Origin of the sequence: uncultured Maricaulis sp., from assembly GCF_905480005.1 — a bacterium.
In the GTDB taxonomy this organism is placed as follows: domain Bacteria; phylum Pseudomonadota; class Alphaproteobacteria; order Caulobacterales; family Maricaulaceae; genus Maricaulis.
In genome coordinates, this window is record NZ_CAJQOO010000040.1 from 1 (window position 1) to 19,998 (window position 19,998).

15 protein-coding genes and 1 pseudogene are annotated in these 19,998 nt (G+C 63.1%); 13 read left to right on the plus strand and 3 right to left on the minus strand.

What is annotated here, in order from left to right; all coding sequences use genetic code 11:
* Nucleotides 1-569 (minus strand): annotated as a pseudogene (locus tag QZ266_RS04805) (12-oxophytodienoate reductase); the annotation flags it as partial.
* Nucleotides 570-742: 173 nt separating this feature from the next.
* Here QZ266_RS04805 and QZ266_RS04810 point away from each other — a divergent pair.
* From QZ266_RS04810 to QZ266_RS04835, 6 genes are all read left to right on the plus strand, one after another.
* A complete protein-coding gene (locus QZ266_RS04810) occupies nucleotides 743-1,759 on the plus strand; it encodes a hypothetical protein (protein WP_295692082.1) in 1,017 nt (338 codons plus the stop codon).
* Nucleotides 1,756-3,072, plus strand: coding sequence for a cyanophycin synthetase (locus tag QZ266_RS04815; RefSeq protein ID WP_295692083.1), 1,317 nt, complete (start codon nucleotides 1,756-1,758; stop codon nucleotides 3,070-3,072). The genes QZ266_RS04810 and QZ266_RS04815 overlap by 4 nt, the downstream gene beginning before the upstream one ends.
* Nucleotides 3,073-3,153: 81 nt before the next feature.
* Entirely contained in the window at nucleotides 3,154-4,647 is a 1,494-nt protein-coding gene (locus QZ266_RS04820; protein ID WP_295692084.1) for an NAD(P)/FAD-dependent oxidoreductase, read from the plus strand.
* Nucleotides 4,644-5,498 (plus strand): SDR family oxidoreductase, encoded by an 855-nt coding sequence (locus QZ266_RS04825; protein WP_295692085.1) that lies wholly within the window; start codon nucleotides 4,644-4,646, stop codon nucleotides 5,496-5,498. Before QZ266_RS04820 ends, QZ266_RS04825 begins: the two co-directional genes overlap by 4 nt.
* Before the next feature lie 3 nt (nucleotides 5,499-5,501).
* Entirely contained in the window at nucleotides 5,502-6,467 is a 966-nt protein-coding gene (locus QZ266_RS04830) for an alpha/beta fold hydrolase (protein WP_295692086.1), read from the plus strand.
* Nucleotides 6,468-6,547: 80 nt separating this feature from the next.
* The gene (locus QZ266_RS04835) at nucleotides 6,548-7,000 is read left to right on the plus strand and encodes a hypothetical protein (RefSeq protein WP_295692087.1); all 453 of its coding nucleotides are present in this window, start codon (nucleotides 6,548-6,550) and stop codon (nucleotides 6,998-7,000) included.
* A gap of 317 nt (nucleotides 7,001-7,317) precedes the next feature.
* Here QZ266_RS04835 and QZ266_RS04840 read toward each other — a convergent pair whose 3' ends face one another.
* Nucleotides 7,318-10,758 carry a pyruvate carboxylase gene (locus tag QZ266_RS04840; RefSeq protein ID WP_295692088.1) on the minus strand — a complete coding sequence of 1,147 codons (3,441 nt, stop codon included), beginning with the start codon at nucleotides 10,756-10,758 and terminating at the stop codon, nucleotides 7,318-7,320.
* Nucleotides 10,759-11,312: 554 nt separating this feature from the next.
* On the opposite strand from QZ266_RS04840, the gene QZ266_RS04845 reads away from it, so the two are divergent.
* The 6 genes from QZ266_RS04845 (at nucleotide 11,313) to QZ266_RS04870 (ending at nucleotide 15,823) form a co-directional block, all read left to right on the plus strand.
* On the plus strand, nucleotides 11,313-11,702 hold the full coding sequence (locus QZ266_RS04845) for a helix-turn-helix transcriptional regulator (protein WP_295692089.1): 390 nt from the start codon (nucleotides 11,313-11,315) through the stop codon (nucleotides 11,700-11,702).
* Entirely contained in the window at nucleotides 11,699-12,289 is a 591-nt protein-coding gene (locus QZ266_RS04850; RefSeq protein WP_295692091.1) for an SRPBCC domain-containing protein, read from the plus strand. Before QZ266_RS04845 ends, QZ266_RS04850 begins: the two co-directional genes overlap by 4 nt.
* Nucleotides 12,290-12,291: 2 nt before the next feature.
* Nucleotides 12,292-12,861, plus strand: a complete 570-nt coding sequence (locus QZ266_RS04855; RefSeq protein ID WP_295692093.1) for a DUF4287 domain-containing protein — start codon at nucleotides 12,292-12,294, stop codon at nucleotides 12,859-12,861.
* Between the two features lie 304 nt (nucleotides 12,862-13,165).
* Nucleotides 13,166-14,440, plus strand: coding sequence for a threonine ammonia-lyase (locus QZ266_RS04860; protein ID WP_295692095.1), 1,275 nt, complete (start codon nucleotides 13,166-13,168; stop codon nucleotides 14,438-14,440).
* Nucleotides 14,441-14,530: 90 nt separating this feature from the next.
* Complete coding sequence (gene fsa / locus QZ266_RS04865) at nucleotides 14,531-15,184, plus strand: fructose-6-phosphate aldolase (RefSeq protein WP_295692097.1); 654 nt, start codon at nucleotides 14,531-14,533, stop codon at nucleotides 15,182-15,184.
* Between the two features lie 204 nt (nucleotides 15,185-15,388).
* Nucleotides 15,389-15,823: a hypothetical protein gene (locus QZ266_RS04870; protein WP_295692099.1), complete on the plus strand. Its 435-nt coding sequence runs from the start codon at nucleotides 15,389-15,391 to the stop codon at nucleotides 15,821-15,823.
* Nucleotides 15,824-17,010: 1,187 nt separating this feature from the next.
* Here QZ266_RS04870 and QZ266_RS04875 read toward each other — a convergent pair.
* On the minus strand, nucleotides 17,011-18,084 hold the full coding sequence (locus QZ266_RS04875) for a DUF2855 family protein (protein ID WP_295692101.1): 1,074 nt from the start codon (nucleotides 18,082-18,084) through the stop codon (nucleotides 17,011-17,013).
* A 260-nt stretch (nucleotides 18,085-18,344) separates the two neighbouring features.
* On the opposite strand from QZ266_RS04875, the gene ccoN reads away from it, so the two are divergent.
* Nucleotides 18,345-19,997, plus strand: a complete 1,653-nt coding sequence (ccoN, locus tag QZ266_RS04880) for a cytochrome-c oxidase, cbb3-type subunit I (protein WP_295692103.1) — start codon at nucleotides 18,345-18,347, stop codon at nucleotides 19,995-19,997.
* Nucleotide 19,998 lies beyond the last annotated feature (1 nt).

Here is a 19,998-nt window from a genome sequence, read left to right on the forward strand (position 1 = left end):
TCATCGCGCTGATTCATGCCGTCCCAGAAAAACTGATCGAGCAGATAGCCATGGGCGCCGTGCAGCTCGATGGCGTCAAAGCCGATTTCGGCGGCCGCCTTGGCGGCCTTGGCGAAGGCCGCGATCGTATCGGCGATATCCTCGGCGCTCATCGCTTCGCCGACCTGTTTGCCACCGGGGACGATGCCGGACGGGCTGTCGGACTTGGCTTCAGGGTGAGGGCCGGTGCCCGGCTTGCGGGCCAGGCCAACATGCCAGAGCTGCGGCGCGATCTTGCCACCGGCGGCGTGGACCGCGTCCACGACGGTTTTCCAGCCGGCCAGCGAGTCGGCCTCATGAAAATTCGGTATGGCCGGGTCGAAACTGGCGCCGGGGCGGTCGACCGTTGTTCCCTCGGTGATGATCAGGCCGACCGCATTCTCGGCCCGGCGGCGATAATAATCGACGACCGGTTGTCCGGGCACGCCGCCCGGGCTTTTGGACCGGGTCATCGGTGCCATGACGATCCGGTTTGGAAGGGTGAGCGAGCCCAGGGAGAAGGGGCGGAAAAGAGCGTCAGTGGCGGTCATGCGGTGATCCTCGCGAAATGAACTGGCCCAACAGGTAGGGAAGTTCGCGACAAAATCGACCCTTCGGTATGTATTTCACCCATACATTTTGCGGCGGTGCAGCGTGAACCGGCGCGCAGGAGCGCGCGACTGCCGAGACTAGGCGCGGTCCGGTCGGCTCGGTACAAAGCCGCATGGCGTCACGCTCCCAACCCGATTCCCGGCCGGTATCCCGACCGTTCAATGCCCGCATGGTGGCGCAGGTCTGCGCGGAGCAGGGCTGGCGCTATGCCGATCTGGATGGTGGCGCAGGCTATCTCTTCGCAGTGGAAGATGCGGGGCGGCGAGTCCTGTCAGGCAGCGGCGCGGTGTGCGCCTATCCAACCAATCCGGCCAGCGCTTACTCGATCGCCCGGGACAAGTCTTTCACCCATGCCGCGCTGGTGGCGGCGGGTCTGTCGAGCATCCCGACCGAGCTGGTCTTTCTGGAAAGCGCGCGCCGACATTTGCGTGCGCCCGGTCGCGAGGGTGAAGACTTGCTGGCGCGCGCGGACCGGATGAACTTCCCGCTCTTTGTCAAACCCAATCGTGGCGCCCATGGCGACTTCGCCGAAACTGTCGCCGATCGCGCCGCACTCGCGGATTATCTGGGGCGTGTGGCCCGGCGCCATGACCAGATCGTCGTACAGCCCGTCATTGATGCGCCGGAATACCGCGTCCTCGTCGTCGGTGGTCAGGCGCGGTTTCAATACCGCAAGGCCGAGGGCGGGCTGGCCGGAGCGGCGGACGAGTCCTGGCAGGCTGTGTTCGAGCGGCTGAATACCGATCTGAAGCGGGAGGCGCTGAGCCCGATTCCGCACGGCCAGTTTGTGGCGGCGCTGGAGCATGCAGGCCGGCGCGCGGAGGCGATATCGGGCGACGGCGCCTGGCTGGAATTGCCCGGGCGGCGCAATCTCGCAACAGGCGGACATCCGGTCGATTTCCGCGTGGAGGCGGAGGCCGAGCCAGCCCAGCTTGCCATCGCCGCGACCGCCGCCCTGGGTCTTGACGTCGCCGGTGTCGATCTCTTCTGGTCCAAGGGCAACCCGCCGCGCGTCCTCGAGGTCAACGCCAATCCCAGCTTCGCCTCGCTGGAGAAGCTGGGTCAGACGGCGCTCGCCAGGCAGATATGGACGGACATCCTGGCGGCGGCCCTGGGCAGCGCAGGATGAGGCGGACAACGCTCGACCTGCCTCGCTTCGGCGCCGGCCCGGGCCTGGTTCGCACAGCGCGGCTGGCAGCCCGGCTGGACCTGGACCTCGCCGCGTTGGGCCAGCGCGCCGTCGTGATCACCGGCAGTAATGGCAAGGGCAGCACGGCGAGCCTTCTGACGGCGCTTCTGGCCGAGGCGGGCGAGCATGTCGGAAGCTTTATCTCCCCGCATCTCTTCGCTTTCAACGAGCGGTTTTGCGTGCAGGGCCTGCCGGTTGGTGACGGGCCATTGGCCGCTGCAGAAGCGCGTGTGGCAGCGGCAATCAAGGCGGATGTCGCCGATCACCCCGAGGACCAGTTCGGGGAGTTCGAGGCCTGGTTTCTCACGGCGCTTTGTCTCTTCGACGCGGCGGCCTGTAACCGGCTTGTGATCGAGGCAGGCATTGGCGGGCGCTATGATCCCTGTCGATTGTTGCAGGCACCGGTCACGGCCATCGTCAGCCTGGATCTGGAGCATACTGCCCTGCTTGGTGAGACGCGCCAGGCCATTGCGCTCGACAAGCTGGACGCTGCCCCACCGCGCGCTCGGGTTTTCCTGGGGCGCGGCTTTGATGATGTCCACGCGGACCTGGAGAGCGCTTGCGCGTCAGACGGTCGGGAGCTTGTGGACGCCTTGGCCAGCTATACTGCGGTGAGGCGACGGGATGCGGTGTCCGGACAGCAGGTTTCAACCATCCACGCGCGCCAGGGCGAGTTTGACTTTAGCCTGAATCTGCTTGGCGCCCGACAGGCCGAGAATGCGCTCCTGGCGCTTGAGTTGGCCCGCGCCGTGAGGCCCGATATCGCGGATGCGCGCTGGCCCGTTCTTGCGAGATCGGCATTCGCGCGGGCGCGGTGCGCCGGTCGATTGGAAGTCCTGCCGGGACAACCGCCTCTGCTGATAGATGTCGGTCATACGCCGGCGGCGGTCGGGTCCGCGATCGAGGCCGTTGCCGACATTCTGGATGTCGGCCGGACCGTCCTTCTTCTCGGCCTGTCGAAGAGCAAGGATGTCGATGGCATGCTGGCGCGCATCCTGCCGCATTTCGACCGGGTGATCATCGGAGCGGGCTATCAGGGTGTTGCCCCGCAGGTGCTGGGCGAGCGGGTCAGAAACTTGCGACCCGAAATCGAGGTACTGGCGGTTTGCGAGGATGCTGGTGCCTCGCTTGCGGCGGCGCGGCGCCTCTGCCGGGCCGGGGATGTTCTGGTCGGGCTCGGCGGATTGTTCTGGGCCGCGGCCTTGCGCGCACAGGTGCTGGGACTCGATGCCGACGGCCCGGACTTCACCTGATCAGGGCGCAACCGCCTCTTGCGCAGAAAAGAAAACGGTGTTCACTTTTCTCTCCCACCGAAGATGCGGTACGGAGGAAACATGTCCGATCACGATCTCGATGTCCTGATTGTCGGGGCTGGCCTGTCTGGTATTGGCGCTGCCTATCACCTGCAGACCCGATGTCCTGGCCGGCGCTATGCCATTCTCGAGGCGCGCGACGCGATCGGCGGGACCTGGGACCTGTTTCGCTATCCGGGTATTCGTTCGGACAGTGACATGTACACATTCGGCTATGCCTTCCGGCCCTGGACGGGTGGCAAGGCCTTCGCCGACGGTCCGTCCATCCGCCAATATGTCCGCGACACGGCCAGCGAAAACGGGATCGACCAACATATCCATTTCGGTCACACCGTGGTTTCGGCGAACTGGGAGAGTGACGCCGCGCGTTGGACGGTCACCGCGACCGATGCCAATGGTGACACGCAAGTCTTCACGGCGCGCTTCGTCATGCTGTGTTCGGGCTATTACCGCTACAAGCAGGGCTATTTGCCGGAATTTGCGGGCTATGATGATTTCAAGGGCGCCATCGCGCATCCCCAGCACTGGGATGGCGAGCTGGATTATGCCGGCAAGAAAGTCGTGATTATCGGCTCTGGCGCTACCGCCGTGACGCTGGTTCCTGCCATGGCGGAGACCGCGGGCCATGTGACGATGCTGCAGCGTTCGCCGACCTATATCGCCGCGCGTCCCTCACGCGATGCGATCGCCGAAACCTTGCGCAAGGCGCTGCCCGCCAAGCTCGCCTACCTTTTGGCGCGCATCAAGAATATCGGTCTTTCCATCTATGTTTATCAGCTCTCCCAGCGCTGGCCGAATGTCGTCAAGAAGGCGGTCATCAAGGCGGTGAAGGACGAGCTGGGCGAGGGCTTCGATGTCGAGAAGCATTTCACGCCGAATTATAATCCCTGGGACCAGCGCTTCTGCCTGGCGCCGGATGGCGACTTCTTCCAGACGCTGAGATCCGGCAAGGCGGACATTGTCACCGACCAGATCGAGCGTTTCACCGAAACCGGCATTCAGCTCGTCTCGGGCGAACATATCGATGCCGACATCATCGTGCCGGCAACCGGTCTGGAAATGCAGCTGGCGGGCGGGGCCGAGATTTCGCGCGACGGCGCGGTGATCGATCCGGCGGATCTCTATACCTATCGCGGCATGATGCTTGGCGATGTGCCCAATCTGGCGCTCGCATTCGGCTATACCAATGCCTCCTGGACGCTGAAGGTCGATCTGACCTGCGAACGCGTCTGCCGCATGCTCAATCACATGAAGAAGACCGGCACCGATATCGCTGTCCCGCAAGTGCCCGCTGACATCACGCCGGAGCCGTTGCTGAACTTCTCGTCCGGCTATGTCCAGCGCGCCATCGCGCACCTTCCCAAGCAAGGTGATCGCGCGCCCTGGAAGACCTATCAGAACTATGTCCAGGACATGCTCACCATTCGCTTCGGCAAGCTCGAGGATGGCTATATGAATTTCTCCAGGGCACCGGATCCGGTGTCGGATGAAGCCATGAAGGCGGCGGCCGAATGAGCCGGCGTTTCGAATTTTCCGGTCGTACAGCCCTGATCACAGGGGCAGCCAGTGGTATCGGTGCCGCGCTGGCGGCTGGACTGGCCGCGCGCGGTGCGCATCTGATCCTGGCCGATATCAATGCCGAGGGGCTGGAGGCCGTCGCAGCGCCGCTGCGCCAGTCGGGCCATCGCGTCACGACGCATGTCGTCGACATGGCGGACGCCGAGGCGATTTCCGGCCTGGCCCGGGATGTGGCGACGGCCGGTGAGCCGGTTCATCTTCTGATCAATAATGCCGGTATTGCCCTGGGCGGCCTGTTTGAAGAGGTCGACATGGCCGACTTTGAGCGTCTCCTGGATATCAATCTCTATGGCGTCATCCGAATGACCCGCGCCTTCCTGCCTCGCCTCCGGGCCGTCGAGGAAGCGCATATCATCAATATTTCCAGCATTTTCGGGATCGTCGCACCGGCGGGGCAAGCGGCCTATTCGACGGCCAAGTTCGGGGTGAAGGGTTTTTCCAACGCCCTGCGTCACGAGCTCGCCGGATCGACCATTGGCGTGACCACGGTGCATCCCGGCGGTGTGTCCACCAATATCGCCGCCAGTGCCAAACCGCCGCCGAATTCCAGCGCGGCCGAGATCGAGGCGGGCAAGAAGCAGACCCAGCGCCTGCTGGTCATGCCGCCAGCCGAGGCGGCGCGCATCATCCTCGACGGTGTGGCCCGCAAGAAGCCGCGCATTCTCGTCGGCCGGGATGCCCACACAATGATGTGGTTCGAGCGTCTGTTTCCGACCCGCTATTGGTCCCTGATGCAATCCATCATCGGCTCGCGCCGGTCCGGTTCCAAAACGCCGTCACAGGGGTAGTTCATGCTCACCATCATCCTTTCCGTCATTGGCGGCATTATCGGGTTGGTCCTGGTCGGACTTCTCGTGGCCTGGCGCTTTTCGCACTCGGTCGCGGCCAAGGCGGCAGCAGCCATTCCCCCAAAGGGGCATTTCACAGAGGTCGAGGGCGGGCGGCTGCACTGGATCGAAAAGGGCGAGGGGCGCCCGGTCGTGATGATCCATGGCCTGGCCGGTAATCTGCACAATTTTTCCTACGCGATGGTCGATCGACTGGCCGAGGCGGGGTATCGCGCCATTGCCATCGACCGACCGGGTTGTGGCTGGTCCGAGCGCGACAGTGATGAGCAGGCGCGCATTCCCGAGCAGGCCCGCATGATCGCCGAAATGCTGGCCAAGGAGGGCATCGAGAAGCCGCTTCTCGTCGGGCATTCGCTGGGCGGGGCCGTGTCGCTGGCCCTGGCGCTGAACCATGCCGATCAGGTTGGCGGACTGGCGCTGGTCTCGGCGCTCATCACGGCGCCGGAGACGCCGTCCGAGGCCTTTTCGGGCATCAATGTCGCGAATCCGGGGATGCGCCGTTTCATCGCCGAGACCCTGGCTGTCCCGATGTCCATCCGCAGTGGCGCCAAGACACTGGCGATTGTCTTCGGACCGGATGCGGCGCCGGAGGATTTCCGTTTCAAGGGCGGTGGCTTGTTGTCGCTTCGCCCGAACGCCTTTTATGCCGCGGCGACCGACATGCATGCCGTGGGCATCGACATGGGCAGCATTACTGCGCGCCTGAGCGAGATCGACCTGCCGGTTGGTCTGTTTTACGGCATGGACGACCGCATCCTCTCGGCCTCCGAGCAGATCGAGGCCCTGACGGCCGCTCTACCCGATGCCGATGTCGAGACAATGGAGGCGCGCGGCCACATGCCGCCGGTCATCGAGCCGGAGCGGTTGCAGGGCTTCATCCAGCGCATGGCTGGCAAGGCCGGCCACTGACGTCGAAACCGGGCGCACACACTGGTTTCAAGGTGATATAAAAATTAGGGTTTCACCGAATGGTCCGGGCGTGAGGGGCAATGGCCAAGTCGATACATTTGCGCATTGATCAGGGTTCACCGGCCGCGCGGGTGCTGTCGGTGGTTCTGTGGGTTCGAGCACTCTGGGCCTTTGGCCTGTTTTTGGTTCTGATCGGCTATCGTGGCGGCGTGCCGTGGCTGCAATTTGTCGACGGCGCCATCGGCCAGTTCGTCGGCATTGTCCGCCTGCCATTCCTGTTTCTCTGGTTTGGCTATGTGCTGGGATATCTGATCGCAGCCTGGCGTTTTCCCCGAAATCCAGGTCAGGCGCTACTGGTCTATTTCCTGGCCACCGCGCTCGACTTCTCGCTGTGGCTGATCGCTTCCATGTTCGTGGAATATGAATTCCTTCTCGGCGGTACGGCGCCTGTCATCGATTTCGTGTTCAACGCGCTGGACCTGCTATTGCTGTCATGTCTGCTCATCGCCGCCCTCTCCAGTCGCGCTCGATAGGGCCGAGCGGCTGGCGCGCACCGCACCATGGACCGCTTGCCGAGACTTCGCCGTCTCCGCTTCTTCAGGTCAAGGGCGCCGCAGGCGCCGCTTCGCGGTTCCACCCTTGAGCTGAAGAAGCGGATACGGCCTGCTGGCTGACAAGTGATCTATGGATGGCTCCGCGCAGAGCGCCGCGCGCTAAACAACGTGTTCCCTCTCCCTTGGGAGAGGGTGGCCGGAGGCCGGGTGAGGGGGGAGCCCCGGTGCCGTCCGAGTTGATCCCCCTCATCCGTCGCTTCGCGACACCTTCTCCCCGGGGAGAAGAGCCCGCCCGCTTACTCCACCACCGCCAGCAGATCCTTCGCGTCGACCTGGGTCCCGGCGCTGACGGGCAGGCGTTTCACCGTGCCGGCCTGCGGCGCAGTGATCGAGGTTTCCATCTTCATCGCTTCCAGCGTCATCAGCAGCTCGCCGGCCTTGACGGTCTCGCCTTCCTTGGCGGCAAGCGTGGCGATCAGGCCCGGCATCGGTGCAGGGATATGCGCCGTATTGGCCATGTCCGCCTTCTCGTTGGCGATGACGGTCGAGGCGACCGACTTGTCGTCGACGCGGACAACGCGCGGCTGGCCATTGAGCTCGAAGAAGGCCTCTCGCTCGCCGTGATCATTCGGTTCGCCCATGGCCATCAGGCGGATATTGAGCGCCTTGCCCGGATCAATATCGACGGAGATCTCCTCGCCCGGTTCCATGCCGTAGAAGAAGACCGGCGTCGGCAGGCGGTCGACCCGTCCGAATTCGCGGCGGTGATCCTCATAATCGGCGAAGACCTTGGGGTACATGATCGCGGAACACAGATCATTATCGTTCACGCTGCGCTCGCCATGACCCATGAGGGTCTTGCGAACCGCGTCGAAATCGACCGGCTCGAGATGCTGGCCCGGGCGTCCCGTGACTGGCATCTCGCCCTTCAGGGCCTTGGCCTGCAGAGCGGGAGGCCAGCCGCCGGGCGGTTGACCGAGATCGCCGCGCAGGAGGCCGATCACGCTTTCGGGGAAATTGATCTCGGTCTCATGGTCGAGCACATCCTCCGGGGTCAGGCCGGATGAGACCATGTAAAGCGCCATGTCGCCGACCACCTTGGAGGAGGGCGTCACCTTGACGATATCGCCGAACATCATGTTCACCGCGGCATACATCTTGGCGACCTCATGCCAGCGCTCGGCGAGCCCCATTGAGCGCGCCTGTTCCTTGAGATTGGTGAATTGTCCGCCGGGCATTTCGTGCAGGTAAACCTCTGACGCACCGGCGCGGAGGTCAGGCTCGAAGGCGGCATATTGGGTGCGCACATCCTCCCAGTAATCCGAGAAGCGGCGAATGACGGCGGGATCGAGACCGCTGGCGCGCGGCGTGTCGCCCAGTGCCGTGACGATCGAGCCCAGATTGGGCTGGGAGGTGAGACCGGAAAAACTGTCCATCGCCGCATCGACGGCATCAGCGCCCGCCTCGCAGGCCGCCAAGACGGTCGCGGCGGCGATGCCGGAGGTGTCATGGGTGTGATAATGGACCGGCAGGCCGGTCTCGTCCTTCAGCGCCTTCACCAGGGTGCGGATCTGGGCGGGACGGCACAGGCCGGCCATGTCCTTGATGCCGATGATGTGGGCGCCGGCGGATTTGAGTTCGCGGGCGAGGCCGAGATAATAGTCGAGCTGGTATTTGGGCCGTTCGGGATGCCCGAGATCGCCGGTATAGCAGATCGCCGCTTCGCAAAGCCGGTCGGTCTTGAGCACGGACTCCATGGCGACTTTCATGTTGTCCGCCCAATTGAGGCTGTCGAAAACGCGGAAGACATCAATACCGGTCTCGGCCGCTTGGCGGACGAACAGGTCAACCGCATTGTCGGGATAATTCGTGTAGCCGACGGCATTGGAGGCGCGCAGCAGCATTTGCAGCATCACATTCGGCATCCGTTCGCGCAGATCGGCGAGACGGTCCCAGCTATCCTCCTTCAGGAAGCGCAAGGCGACATCGAACGTCGCACCCCCCCAACACTCCACCGAGAAGAGCTGTGAGAGGTGTTCGGCATAGGCGTCCGACACGGTGACCATGTCGTGCGAGCGCATGCGCGTTGCCAGCAGGGATTGATGGCCGTCGCGCATCGTCGTGTCGGTGATCAGCACGCGCTCCTGGGCCAGCATCCAGTCGCGAAAGCCTTCCGGTCCGAGCCGGTCGAGCAATTGCTTGGTGCCGTCCGGTGCCTTGCCGGTGCTGGCGGGCGGAACCGGAATGACCGCATGGGCGGGCGGCAGCGGGCGTCCGGCGACTTCCGGATTCCCGTTGACCGAGACATTGGCAATATAGCCGAGCAGACGGGTGGCCCGGTCCCGGCGCTTGGGAAAGTCGAACAGGGCCGGCGTGGTGTCGATGAAGCGGGTGGTGATATTGCCCGAGACGAAGTCCGGGTGATTGATGACGTTTTCCAGGAAGGCGATATTGGTCGAGACGCCGCGGATGCGAAACTCGCGCAGGGCCCGATCCATGCGGCGCACGGCTTCCTCGGGCGTGGCGGCCCAGGCGGTGACTTTCTCCAGCAGGCTGTCGAAATAGCGGGTGATGACAGCGCCCGAATAGGCGGTCCCGCCATCAAGCCGGATACCGAAACCGGTGGCACCCCGATAGGCGGTGATGCGGCCATAATCCGGCGTGAAATTATTCTGCGGGTCTTCCGTGGTGACCCGGCATTGCAGGGCGTGACCGTGCAGCACGATTTTCGACTGTTCGGGGACGCCGGTCTCGGACTCGATACCGATATGGCCGCCGCGGGCGATCTGGATCTGGGCCCGGACGATGTCGATCCCGGTGACCTCCTCGGTCACGGTGTGCTCGACCTGGACGCGCGGATTCACCTCGATGAAGTAGAATTTACCGGTTTCGGCATCGAGCAGGAACTCCACCGTGCCGGCGCCGCAATATCCGGCATGACGCACCAGTCGCAGGGCGGCCTCGCAAATGGCGCTTCGGGTCTCTGCAGCCATGTCCGGCGCCGGCGCGCGCTCGACGACTTTCTGATTGCGGCGCTGGACCGTGCAGTCACGCTCAAACAGGTGGACGAGATTGCCATGGCTGTCGCCGAGGATCTGGACCTCGATATGGCGTGCCTTGCGGATGAGTTTTTCCAGATAGACCTCGCCATTGCCGAAAGCCGCTTCGGCCTCCCGGCGTCCGGCCCGGGCCTGGTCATGCAGCTGGTCGGCATTCTCGATCACGCGCATGCCGCGACCGCCGCCGCCCCAGCTGGCCTTCAGCATGAGCGGATAGCCCACCTCATCCGCCCGTTTCGCCCAATCGTCCTCGCCGTCGGGCAGGGGGCCGGTTGCCGGCACGACAGGCACATCGGCCTCGACCGCCATATTGCGGGCGGCGACCTTGTTGCCGAGTGATTTCATGACATCGGGTGAGGGGCCGATAAAGGTCAGACCGGCCGCAGCGCAGGCTTCGGCGAAGTCCGGGTTTTCCGACAGGAATCCATAGCCGGGATGGATCAGGGTCGCGCCGCACTTCCTGGCGATGGCGATGATGCCCTCGATATCGAGATAGGCTTTCACCGGACCCAGCCCGGCCCCGACCCGATAGCTTTCATCCGCCTTGAAACGGTGCAGGGCCAGCTTGTCCTCTTCGGCATAGATCGCGACCGTCCGCAGGCCGAGCTCGGTGGCGGCCCGCATGATGCGGATGGCAATTTCACTACGATTGGCGATGAGGAGTTTTTCGGTGGGCACGCGGCGTCTCCCGGTAGAGTCAGGGGTGGCGCGCGCGAGGCAGCGCGCCGTTATCGGTAACATACAACCCGCTTCGCGTGGCTGATGGAAGCGAAATGTTGCACTGCGAAAGATGGGCGCGCGCTTTCACCGTCGCCGCGTCTTCCATCGGCCTGGGTAGACGGTGCGCCAGAGGACGGATCAGGGAGGCGTCGCGCGGAGGCCGGGTTTTCACCCTCATCCCGACCCGCTGCCGGGGGTGAGGGGAAGTCGCTGGTTCGGGCAGGTTCACAAACCCGCCCCGGCTCCCGGCACTGAGATGGGCTGAGCCGAAAGGCGTGGTCGCAGTCTGCTTGCCGGGCCTGACCGGGTGCGGGGTGGGTGCGAAACGGGTGTGTGCCGCCATTAATCAGGGCGCCTTGCCCGTGCGTGCGCCCTCCCGGAGAGCCGCTGGCCCGGAGCGTCGTTGGTCCCTGGCGGTTAGCAGTTGAAATTATGAAGCTTTTTGGGATCGCTTGTTTCTGCTTGCGCCGCGCGCCCCAATAGGTAACATGATCATTACATATGAGGATGAAATGATATCTCCGGCTTCCATGGATGCGGTTTTCCAGGCGCTCGCCAATGCGACGCGGCGCGAAATGCTGGACATCGTGCGCGATGATCCGGGCATTTCGGTGGGCGCGGTTGCCAGCCGTTTCGATGTCAGCCGGATCGCGGTGATGCGTCATCTTTCCGTGCTGGAGGAGGCCGGCCTGGTCATTTCCGACAAGCGCGGCCGGACCCGCCATCTCTACATGAATGCCGTGCCGATCCAAATGATCCATGATCGCTGGACGAGTGAGTATTCGGCCCTGTGGGCCGGTCGCATGCTGGATATCAAATATCTTGCCGAACAAAGGCGCGCTCGCGAGGGGCGCGATGATAAGGCGGATACCGACGCTCGCAACAAGGGGGAAATGTCATGACAGAGGCTGCTGCCAAACACATGTCCGGCGAGGTGCGAACCTCGATGTACCGGGTCATCATCAAGGCCGGTATCGACCAGGTCTGGTCGGAACTGATCCGGACCGACCGGCCCATGCCGTTCTTCTTCAACGGACAGTATGACACGCCCGGCCTGGGCGAGGGCGCGGCCTTTGCCATGCGCACGCCGGATGGCAAGCACACCCTGGTCATGGGCAAGGTGATCGAGTTCGAACCGCCGCACCGTTATGCCCACACCTTCCGCTTCACCACCTCGGATGATCCGGTTTCGATCGTGCGCTACGTCCTCAAGCCGGTGGATGGCGGGGTCGAATTCACCCTCATCAATGAGCATGCCGCGTCTGATCCGGTCTCGAAGTCCGAAAAGCAGATGGCGCAGGGCGCGAAGTTTATCTGTGAAAATCTCAAGGCGCTGGTGGAGACCGGCAAGGCGACGATGGGTGGGCGCATGATGCTCTTCATGTTCTCGTTGATGGCGCCCATGACACCGAAGGCCGCGCTGTCGACCAACTGGCCGCTTGAGCGCGCGCCGGACCTGTCCGAGAATTCCGTCAAAGAGGAGGCTTGATCATGGCGCAATCACCGGAAGACATGGCGCGGTCCATGATTGCCAACATGCCGGAAAAGACCGGCAAGCCACTCGCCGACTGGGTGGCGATCGTCAAGGCGAGCGGGCTGGAAAAGCATGGCGAGATGGTCAAGCTGCTCAAGTCCGAGCACGGCATGACCCATGGCTTCGCCAATCTTGTGGCGCATGAAGTGAAGGGCCGCGTCGTCTCTGCGCCGGCCGCCGCAACGGATCTCGTCGAGGCGCAATATGCCGGACCGAAGGCCGGGCTGAGGCCGATCTATGAGGCGCTGGCGTCTGCCGCGACCGGCTTTGGCGGGGATGCCGAGCTGGCGCCCAAGAAGGCCTATGTCTCGCTGCGACGGGCCAAGCAATTCGGTCTGGTCCAGCCCTCCACCAGGACACGGGTCGATCTGGGGCTGAATCTGAAAGGCATCGAACCGGCCGGCCGTCTGGAGGCCTCCGGCTCTTTCAACGCCATGTGCACCCACCGGGTTCGACTGGACAGCGAGGAGGCCGTCGACGCCGAGGTCATCGCCTGGCTCAAACAGGCTTATGACGCGGCCGGGTGAGGGGGCGACCGTTTAAGCGCTGGACAGGATTGTCGGGTTTGGGCATGGTGACGGTGAAATCTTGTTGGAGATTGGCGTCATGCGCCTGAATGCGAGCAAAATCATGCAGAGGCAGTCGGCGGGCACACGAGCCGCTTGCTCGCGCATGGCCGCTCGCTTTCCGCTTATTTCGATTATCACCGTCATAGCGCCGTCTGGAGCGATGACCGCCACGACCTGACCCCTTTTTAGGTATCGTGCAGTTTCACCCCGCTTCTGACACCAGAAGCGGGGTTTTTTCTGTGCGGTCTGCCGGAGACCGACCATGCCCACGACTGCCCAATCACCGATGATGGACAGGCGCACCGCGCCTGAGCCTCGCGACGCTGCCATCGAGGCGGCCTTTGATCATGTCGAGCAATTGCGCGCGGACGGGTTTGGCGGGATTTTGCGGGCGCCGCTGATCGCCTCGCCGGGCCTGTCGGACGTGGCCGGCTGCGAGCTGTTCGTGAAGCTGGAGAACCTGCAGGTGACCGGCTCCTTCAAGGAGCGCGGCGCCTTTGCCAGGCTCGCGGCCCTCAGTGCCGATGAGCGCGCGCGCGGGGTTGTGGCCGCCTCTGCCGGTAATCACGCCCAGGGTGTGGCCCGCAGCGCAGCGGCGATGGGGGTTCGCGCGCGGATCTTCATGCCGAACGGCACGCCCATGGTGAAAGTGCATGCAACCCGCGCCCTGGGCGCCGAGGTCGAGATCGCCGGGGCTGATTTCGATGCCGCCAAGGCGCTGGCCCTGACCGAGGCGGAGACGGGCGGTGCGGTGTTTATCCATCCCTTTGACGACCCGGTCGTGCTGGCCGGGCAGGGTACGCTGGCCATGGAGATGCTCGAGGACCGGCCTGATCTCGATGTGCTGGTCTTCCCGGTGGGCGGCGGCGGCCTGGCAGCCGGTGCCGGGCTGGCCGCGCGTCGGATCAATCCGGACATCGAACTGGTCGGGGTCCAGTCCGATCTCTTTCCGTCCTTCGCCAACCGGTTTCATGGCGAAGACCGCCCGGTCGGGGGTTTTACCCTTGCCGAGGGGATTGCCGTGCGTGAACCGGGCGGGCTGACCAGTCGCCTCCTCATGGACCTTCTCGATGATGTCCTCCTGGTCGATGAGCGACAGATCGAGCGGTCGCTCAATCTCTTCATCTCGCAGATGCGGGTTCTGCCGGAAGGGGCCGGCGCGGTCGGCCTTGCGGCAGTGCTCGCCCACCCTGAACGCTTTGCCGGCAAACGGGTCGGACTGGTCCTGACCGGCGGCAATGTCGACACCCGCCTCCTGTCCTCGCTCCTCCTGCGCGACCTGGCGCGCTCACACCGGCTGGCGCGTTTCCGGATCGAACTCGTGGATGTGCCGGGGCAATTGTCGGCGGTCTCGGACATCATCTCCGGTGCCGAAGGCAATGTGACCGATGTCGCCTATCACAAGACCTTCTCGGATCTGCCCGCCAAGGTGACCTATATCGATATCTCGCTGGAGGCCCAGGATGGCGCCCATATGGACCGGATCCAGGCGGCCCTGCAGGCGGCCGGCTTCCGGGTCGAACTGGCGGGCTACTGAGTTGATCTGCCCATCGGGCTTTGAAATGTCACATCCGGCCGTTACCGGTAACGGCAAGCAAATACACTGACCGACCGCGAGGAGCGCATCATGAAATTCTTTGTCGACACGGCCGAAACCGCAGAGATCGCCGAGCTGGCTGAAGCCGGTCTGGTCGACGGGGTCACCACCAACCCGTCCCTCATCGCCAAATCAGGCCGCGACTTCCTCGAAGTGGTCAAGGAGATCTGCGATCTGGTCGAGGGACCGGTCAGCGCCGAAGTCACCGCGCTCGACGCGCCGGCCATGATCGCCGAAGGCAAGAAGCTGGCCCAGCTGGCCGACAATGTCGTGGTCAAGCTGCCGCTGACCTTTGAAGGCCTCAAAGCCTGCCAGGCGCTGACGGCCGAGAATATCCAGACCAATGTCACGCTGTGCTTTTCCGCCAATCAGGGCCTGCTCGCCGCCAAGGCCGGAGCGACCTATGTCTCGCCCTTCATCGGCCGGCTCGATGATCTCGGCGTTGACGGCATGGAGCTGATCGCCAATCTGCGCCTGATCTTCGACAACTACGCCTTCGACACCCAGATCCTGGCCGCCTCGATCCGCTCGGCCGATCACATCCAGCAATGCGCCCTGCTGGGCGCCGACGTCGCCACCGCCCCGCCCTCAGTCCTGAAAGGCCTGGTCAAGCACCAGCTGACCGACAAGGGCCTGGAAGCCTTCATGGCCGATTGGCAGAAGACGGGTCAGAGCATTCTCTAGCGGGGCTGTCGGGGGCAGGGCGGAGCGGCTTGTTTGGTCGCTTTGAGGGACAACGGTCTGAACCCAACCCGATCATTCCCGGTCCGTGGCGCAGTTATTTTTGCTTTCGGTTGTCGAGGATGCCACAGCAGTAGTGAATAACTGGGGCATGAGCGATAGGCTTCCTGAGTAAACTGGATCCATTCAAAAGCGGGAGGTGAATCCATGTTGAATTCGAATTCGACCATGGCATTGAGCTTTAGTGTTCATTTTGCATTCGCTCTTGTGGCGAATGTTTATAAATTTGAAATTGGGGGCCTGCTTCCTGCTTTTGTGCTGGTCGGCTTTTTGTCGTCACTTTCTTTGTCTGTTTCTGCATTACTCTCGTTTGGGCCGGTGGGCCTGAAAAAGTATCTTCTTTCGCGGGGGGTAGGCGATGTGTCGATCACATCGCAATTCCTAATATTACTCTTCCTAACGGCCGGGATGATACTTTTTTTAGCCACGGTAGCGGTGCCAATACGATGTGAGTTCAGGTATTTAGATGGTTGTTACAGTAACGGGATTTCGGAATTTGCGTGGGGCATGACGCTAGTCGGTCTTGTCGCATTTCTCTTGTGGGTGGTTTTGGAGTGGTTACAACGCTTTCTGCGCAAGTGACGCATACTTCAAACTTTCTTGACGCTCATTTTTGTAAAAAAATCGAAGCTTACGCCAATCTTCGGCGCCCAGGCGTAGCCTGAGCCATTGATTTCTGGCCAGCGAGCGGGCCGTATCCGGTTCTTGAGGTCAAGGGCGCCGCAGGCGCCGCTGCGCGGTTGAAACCCTTGAGCTCGAGAACCGGCTACGGCGAACTCCCGGCAAGGGATTTATGGGCGGGCGTGCGCATTACGTCGGCTTTTAGTCCCTCCAACACCTCACCACCGTCATCCCCCGGCTTGTCCGGGGGACCTCGTCCACCCGCTCGACGGGGAAGCGCAGGTCCCCCGGATCGCGGCTTGTCCGCGACCGTGGGATGACGCCGGTGTGGGTGCGAAGAGGCTGGGACCATGGCACAGACCTTCGTCTCCGCACGCCAATGCGCCGGAGGATGGGAGGGAACGGGATGCCGGTGGACACCGGGGTGTCCGTTTGGCTGGTAGGCGGTGTCCGTGGTGTCCTCGGCATCCCGCTCGCGGAGTTTTCCCGGGCTGTCTCCACCCCGATTCCAATGCGTCAGGTAGATGGGGTCGGTCGTTTAGTGCCCCGCGACCTGGTCGCACGCCCTGCCGGAGCTCTGGACTGTCACATCCATCGCGCGGACAGGCTCCGCTCGTTTCCGGGCACAAGTGACTGAGCTCGTGCCTCCCGTCCCGAAAACCGAAGGCATTATGGGTCGGCTATCGAGGGGTGGGGATAAGTTCACCTCTATCCCCGCCCCACACACCGTCAACCCGATGACAATCGGGACCCAGACTGCGACGCGAAGTGGTTGCCATTCTTGGTGAAATCCAGCTTGCGAGACTGGGTCCTGACCTTCGTCAGGATGACGGTTGATGGCAGGTTGTGCGGGGGATAAGTCGGCTCACACAGGTCCTTCCCCTTGATGGGGAAGGTGGGCCGAGGCGTAGCTTCGGGTCGGATCGGGTGAAACGCGGCAGCGTTCCGGCACCGACGGCAGATCACCCACTCCGTCTCGCCGCTGCGCGGCGATCCACCTCGCCCATCAAGGGCGAGGACCTGTCAGGGGGGCTTCCCCACAGCTTCCGGGACCCATCCTTTCGCGAGCTTCGCGCGCAATCATCCATAGACCCCTTGTCAGCCAGCGGGCCGTATCCGGTTCTTGAGCTCAGGCGCGCCCTACCCGATCAGACCTTGATGCTCACCCCGTCCCGCGGCTTGGCCTGACCGTCCAGCAAAGACTTGTAGACCGATAGCGCGCCGTCGCTTCCCGCCTCACTCCGAAAGTCGAAATAGCCCGGTGCCGCGTCGGCAAACTTGCGCCAGGCGGCCTTGTATCTCTGATCGAACGCTTCCGGTCCCCATTGCTTGATGAGGGTGCGCGCGGCGTCCGGGGCGAAGAAGAATTGCGGCTTGGGTGGTGGCAGGTCGCGCGGCGGGGCGGATTGCTCCCAATGGGCGCCGCCGACGCGGATATTGGCGGCGAGCTGGCCGGCGAGACTCTCGTGGAGCGCACGGTTCACATTGGCATCGCCGGCGAAGTCGACGATTGCCGCCGGTGCGTCGGTCGCGAGCGTATCGATCGCATCATAGGTCGCGACCGCGTCATAGAGGCCCAGGCCCGACACGAAGTCGGCATTTCCCTTCGAAGTCAGTGCGATCGCCTGGCGTCCGCCGCCGGCCTTGAGCGCGAAGGCGAGGGCGATGGCGGTCTTGCTGGAGGCGCTGGTCAGGATGACCGGGGCGTCGGTGAGGCCGTTCTCCGGGTCGCGCAGGAAGAAGTCGAGCAGCCAGGCCGTGATGAAGAGCGGCTGCAACACCATTTGCGCGGCCTCGCCCGCAGGTGACCAGCCGGGATCGGCGGCGCAGCGGACGTAATTATTGTAGGCAGGCGGCAATTCGGCGCGATGAGCGGCCATGTCGACAAAGGCGCCGGGGCTGACCTTGCCCGGCTGGACGATGAGTTCACCGCCAGCGGGGAAATAGCCGTATATCCGCTCGCCGACACTCAGCCCGTCAGCGCGGCTTTCCGCGACATCCGCGAATCCCCAGACCGGAAGCCGGCAGCGACCATCTGCGCCCGGGAAGAAGTCCCAGTAGCGCATTGCATCGCCGAAGGCGGCATAGGTGATATTATTTGCAGTCAGCGCGAAGCTGTTGATGGCGAGGCGGACCTCGCCGTCATCGAGGGCGCGGACCGGCTCCTCGACCAGTTGCACGTCGGTAATGGTTTCGCGGTCAATGGACAGGGCCCAAGTCATCGATCTCTCCCGTTGGCGGCTGTCTGTGCAGCCTGATCGGGGAGAGTTGACGGGTTCAGGCACGCGATCAACCCGCAAGGCTCACAGGCGCGCATTTTTGTCCGGAATATCCGGGTGCCGGGACGCGTGTGCAGGGCGCGTCAGGCTCGCTCCAGGGATGTGGCAAAGGTCCGCTGTGTCGCACGTGACAAATTGCCATAGATATTTTGGGGGAAACTGCGTTACACCCGGATCATGAAAGCCAATCTCCGGGGGCGCACATGATATCCGCTCAAGGGCTGAAGCGGGCGGGTTCCGACCCAAGCACAGCCATCGTTCTTCTCATCACCATTCTCGGTGCCATCTGGTCGCTTTTCGCAGCAGCCTATGCGCCGGACGCCGCTATGCGAGGTCAGTCCTGGCTGATCCTCGGCGGTTTCCTCACCGGGATATTCCTGCTTGTCGGTTCGATCGCCGGCGGCGGCGTCATCACGGATGAGCGCGAGTACAATGAAAACCTTATAAAAGCTGGTGTCATTGCCTCTCTATTCTGGGGTGTGGCCGGGCTTCTGGTCGGTGTTGTCATCGCCTTTCAGCTCGCTTTTCCGGTCCTGAACATCGAAGCTTTCGGGTTCACCAATTTCGGCCGTTTGCGCCCGCTGCACACCTCGGCGGTGATCTTTGCCTTCGGCGGCAATGTCCTGCTGGCCACGTCCTTCTACGTTGTCCAGCGAACCTGCCGGACGCGCATCGCCGGCGGGATCTGGCCCTGGTTCGTGTTCTGGGGATATCAATTCTTCATCCTGATCGCCGCTTCGGGTTATCTGATCGGGATTACCCAGGGCAAGGAGTACGCCGAGCCGGAATGGTATGCCGATATCTGGCTGACCCTCGTCTGGGTGGTTTATCTCCTCGTCTTCCTCGGCACGCTGTGGAAGCGCAAGGAAAAGCACATCTATGTGGCGAACTGGTTCTTCCTGGCCTTCATCGTCACGATCGCTGTCCTGCATGTGATCAACAATCTGTCGATGCCGGTCTCCTGGGTCGGATCGCGCTCCTATTCGGCCTTTGCCGGGGTGCAGGATGCGTTGATCCAGTGGTGGTACGGCCATAATGCGGTTGGCTTCTTCCTGACCGCCGGCTTCCTCGGGATCATGTATTATTTCATCCCCAAGCGGGTGAACCGGCCGGTCTATTCCTACCGCCTGTCGATCATCCACTTCTGGTCGCTGATCTTCATCTATATCTGGGCCGGTCCGCACCACCTGCACTATACGGCCCTGCCGGAATGGGCGCAGACACTGGGCATGACCTTCTCGATCATGCTGTGGATGCCGTCCTGGGGCGGGATGATCAACGGCCTGATGACGCTCTCGGGCGCCTGGGACAAGCTGCGTACCGACCCGGTGGTCCGCATGCTGGTCATGTCGGTCGCCTTCTACGGCATGTCGACCTTTGAGGGTCCGGTCATGTCGATCCGTGCCGTGAACGCGCTGTCGCACTACACGGACTGGACGATCGGGCATGTGCACTCCGGTGCGCTCGGCTGGGTCGGCTTCGTCTCCTTCGGTGCGCTCTATTGCCTGGTTCCATGGTTGTGGAAGCGCAAGGGCATGTACTCCAAGGCGCTGGTCGACTGGCACTTCTGGATCGCGACGATCGGCATCCTGCTCTACATCACCTCGATGTGGACGGCCGGTATCCTCCAGGGCCTCTGGTGGCGCACCTATGACGCGCTCGGCTTCCTGGAATACTCCTTCGTGGAGACCGTAGAAGCCATGTTCATTCCATACGTGATCCGGGCGGTGGGCGGCGTGCTCTACCTCGCTGGTGCCCTGATCATGGTCTATAATGTGTACCGCACCGTTCGGGGCGACGAGGTTGAGGACGACGAGAATGTCGTCGAGCAACCCGCCCTCCAGCCGGCGCAATAGG

What these genes read in the sequence shown, in the direction of transcription:
- QZ266_RS04855 (WP_295692093.1), top strand. Translation starts at nt 12,292, where the DNA reads ATGGCGCAATCACCGGAAGACATGGCGCGGTCCATGATTGCCAACATG.
- QZ266_RS04830 (WP_295692086.1), top strand. Translation starts at nt 5,502, where the DNA reads ATGCTCACCATCATCCTTTCCGTCATTGGCGGCATTATCGGGTTGGTC.
- fsa (WP_295692097.1), top strand. Translation starts at nt 14,531, where the DNA reads ATGAAATTCTTTGTCGACACGGCCGAAACCGCAGAGATCGCCGAGCTG.
- QZ266_RS04845 (WP_295692089.1), top strand. Translation starts at nt 11,313, where the DNA reads ATGATATCTCCGGCTTCCATGGATGCGGTTTTCCAGGCGCTCGCCAAT.
- QZ266_RS04850 (WP_295692091.1), top strand. Translation starts at nt 11,699, where the DNA reads ATGACAGAGGCTGCTGCCAAACACATGTCCGGCGAGGTGCGAACCTCG.
- QZ266_RS04875 (WP_295692101.1), bottom strand. Translation starts at nt 18,084, where the DNA reads ATGACTTGGGCCCTGTCCATTGACCGCGAAACCATTACCGACGTGCAA.
- QZ266_RS04815 (WP_295692083.1), top strand. Translation starts at nt 1,756, where the DNA reads ATGAGGCGGACAACGCTCGACCTGCCTCGCTTCGGCGCCGGCCCGGGC.
- QZ266_RS04860 (WP_295692095.1), top strand. Translation starts at nt 13,166, where the DNA reads ATGCCCACGACTGCCCAATCACCGATGATGGACAGGCGCACCGCGCCT.
- QZ266_RS04870 (WP_295692099.1), top strand. Translation starts at nt 15,389, where the DNA reads ATGTTGAATTCGAATTCGACCATGGCATTGAGCTTTAGTGTTCATTTT.
- QZ266_RS04835 (WP_295692087.1), top strand. Translation starts at nt 6,548, where the DNA reads ATGGCCAAGTCGATACATTTGCGCATTGATCAGGGTTCACCGGCCGCG.
- QZ266_RS04810 (WP_295692082.1), top strand. Translation starts at nt 743, where the DNA reads ATGGCGTCACGCTCCCAACCCGATTCCCGGCCGGTATCCCGACCGTTC.
- ccoN (WP_295692103.1), top strand. Translation starts at nt 18,345, where the DNA reads ATGATATCCGCTCAAGGGCTGAAGCGGGCGGGTTCCGACCCAAGCACA.
- QZ266_RS04820 (WP_295692084.1), top strand. Translation starts at nt 3,154, where the DNA reads ATGTCCGATCACGATCTCGATGTCCTGATTGTCGGGGCTGGCCTGTCT.
- QZ266_RS04825 (WP_295692085.1), top strand. Translation starts at nt 4,644, where the DNA reads ATGAGCCGGCGTTTCGAATTTTCCGGTCGTACAGCCCTGATCACAGGG.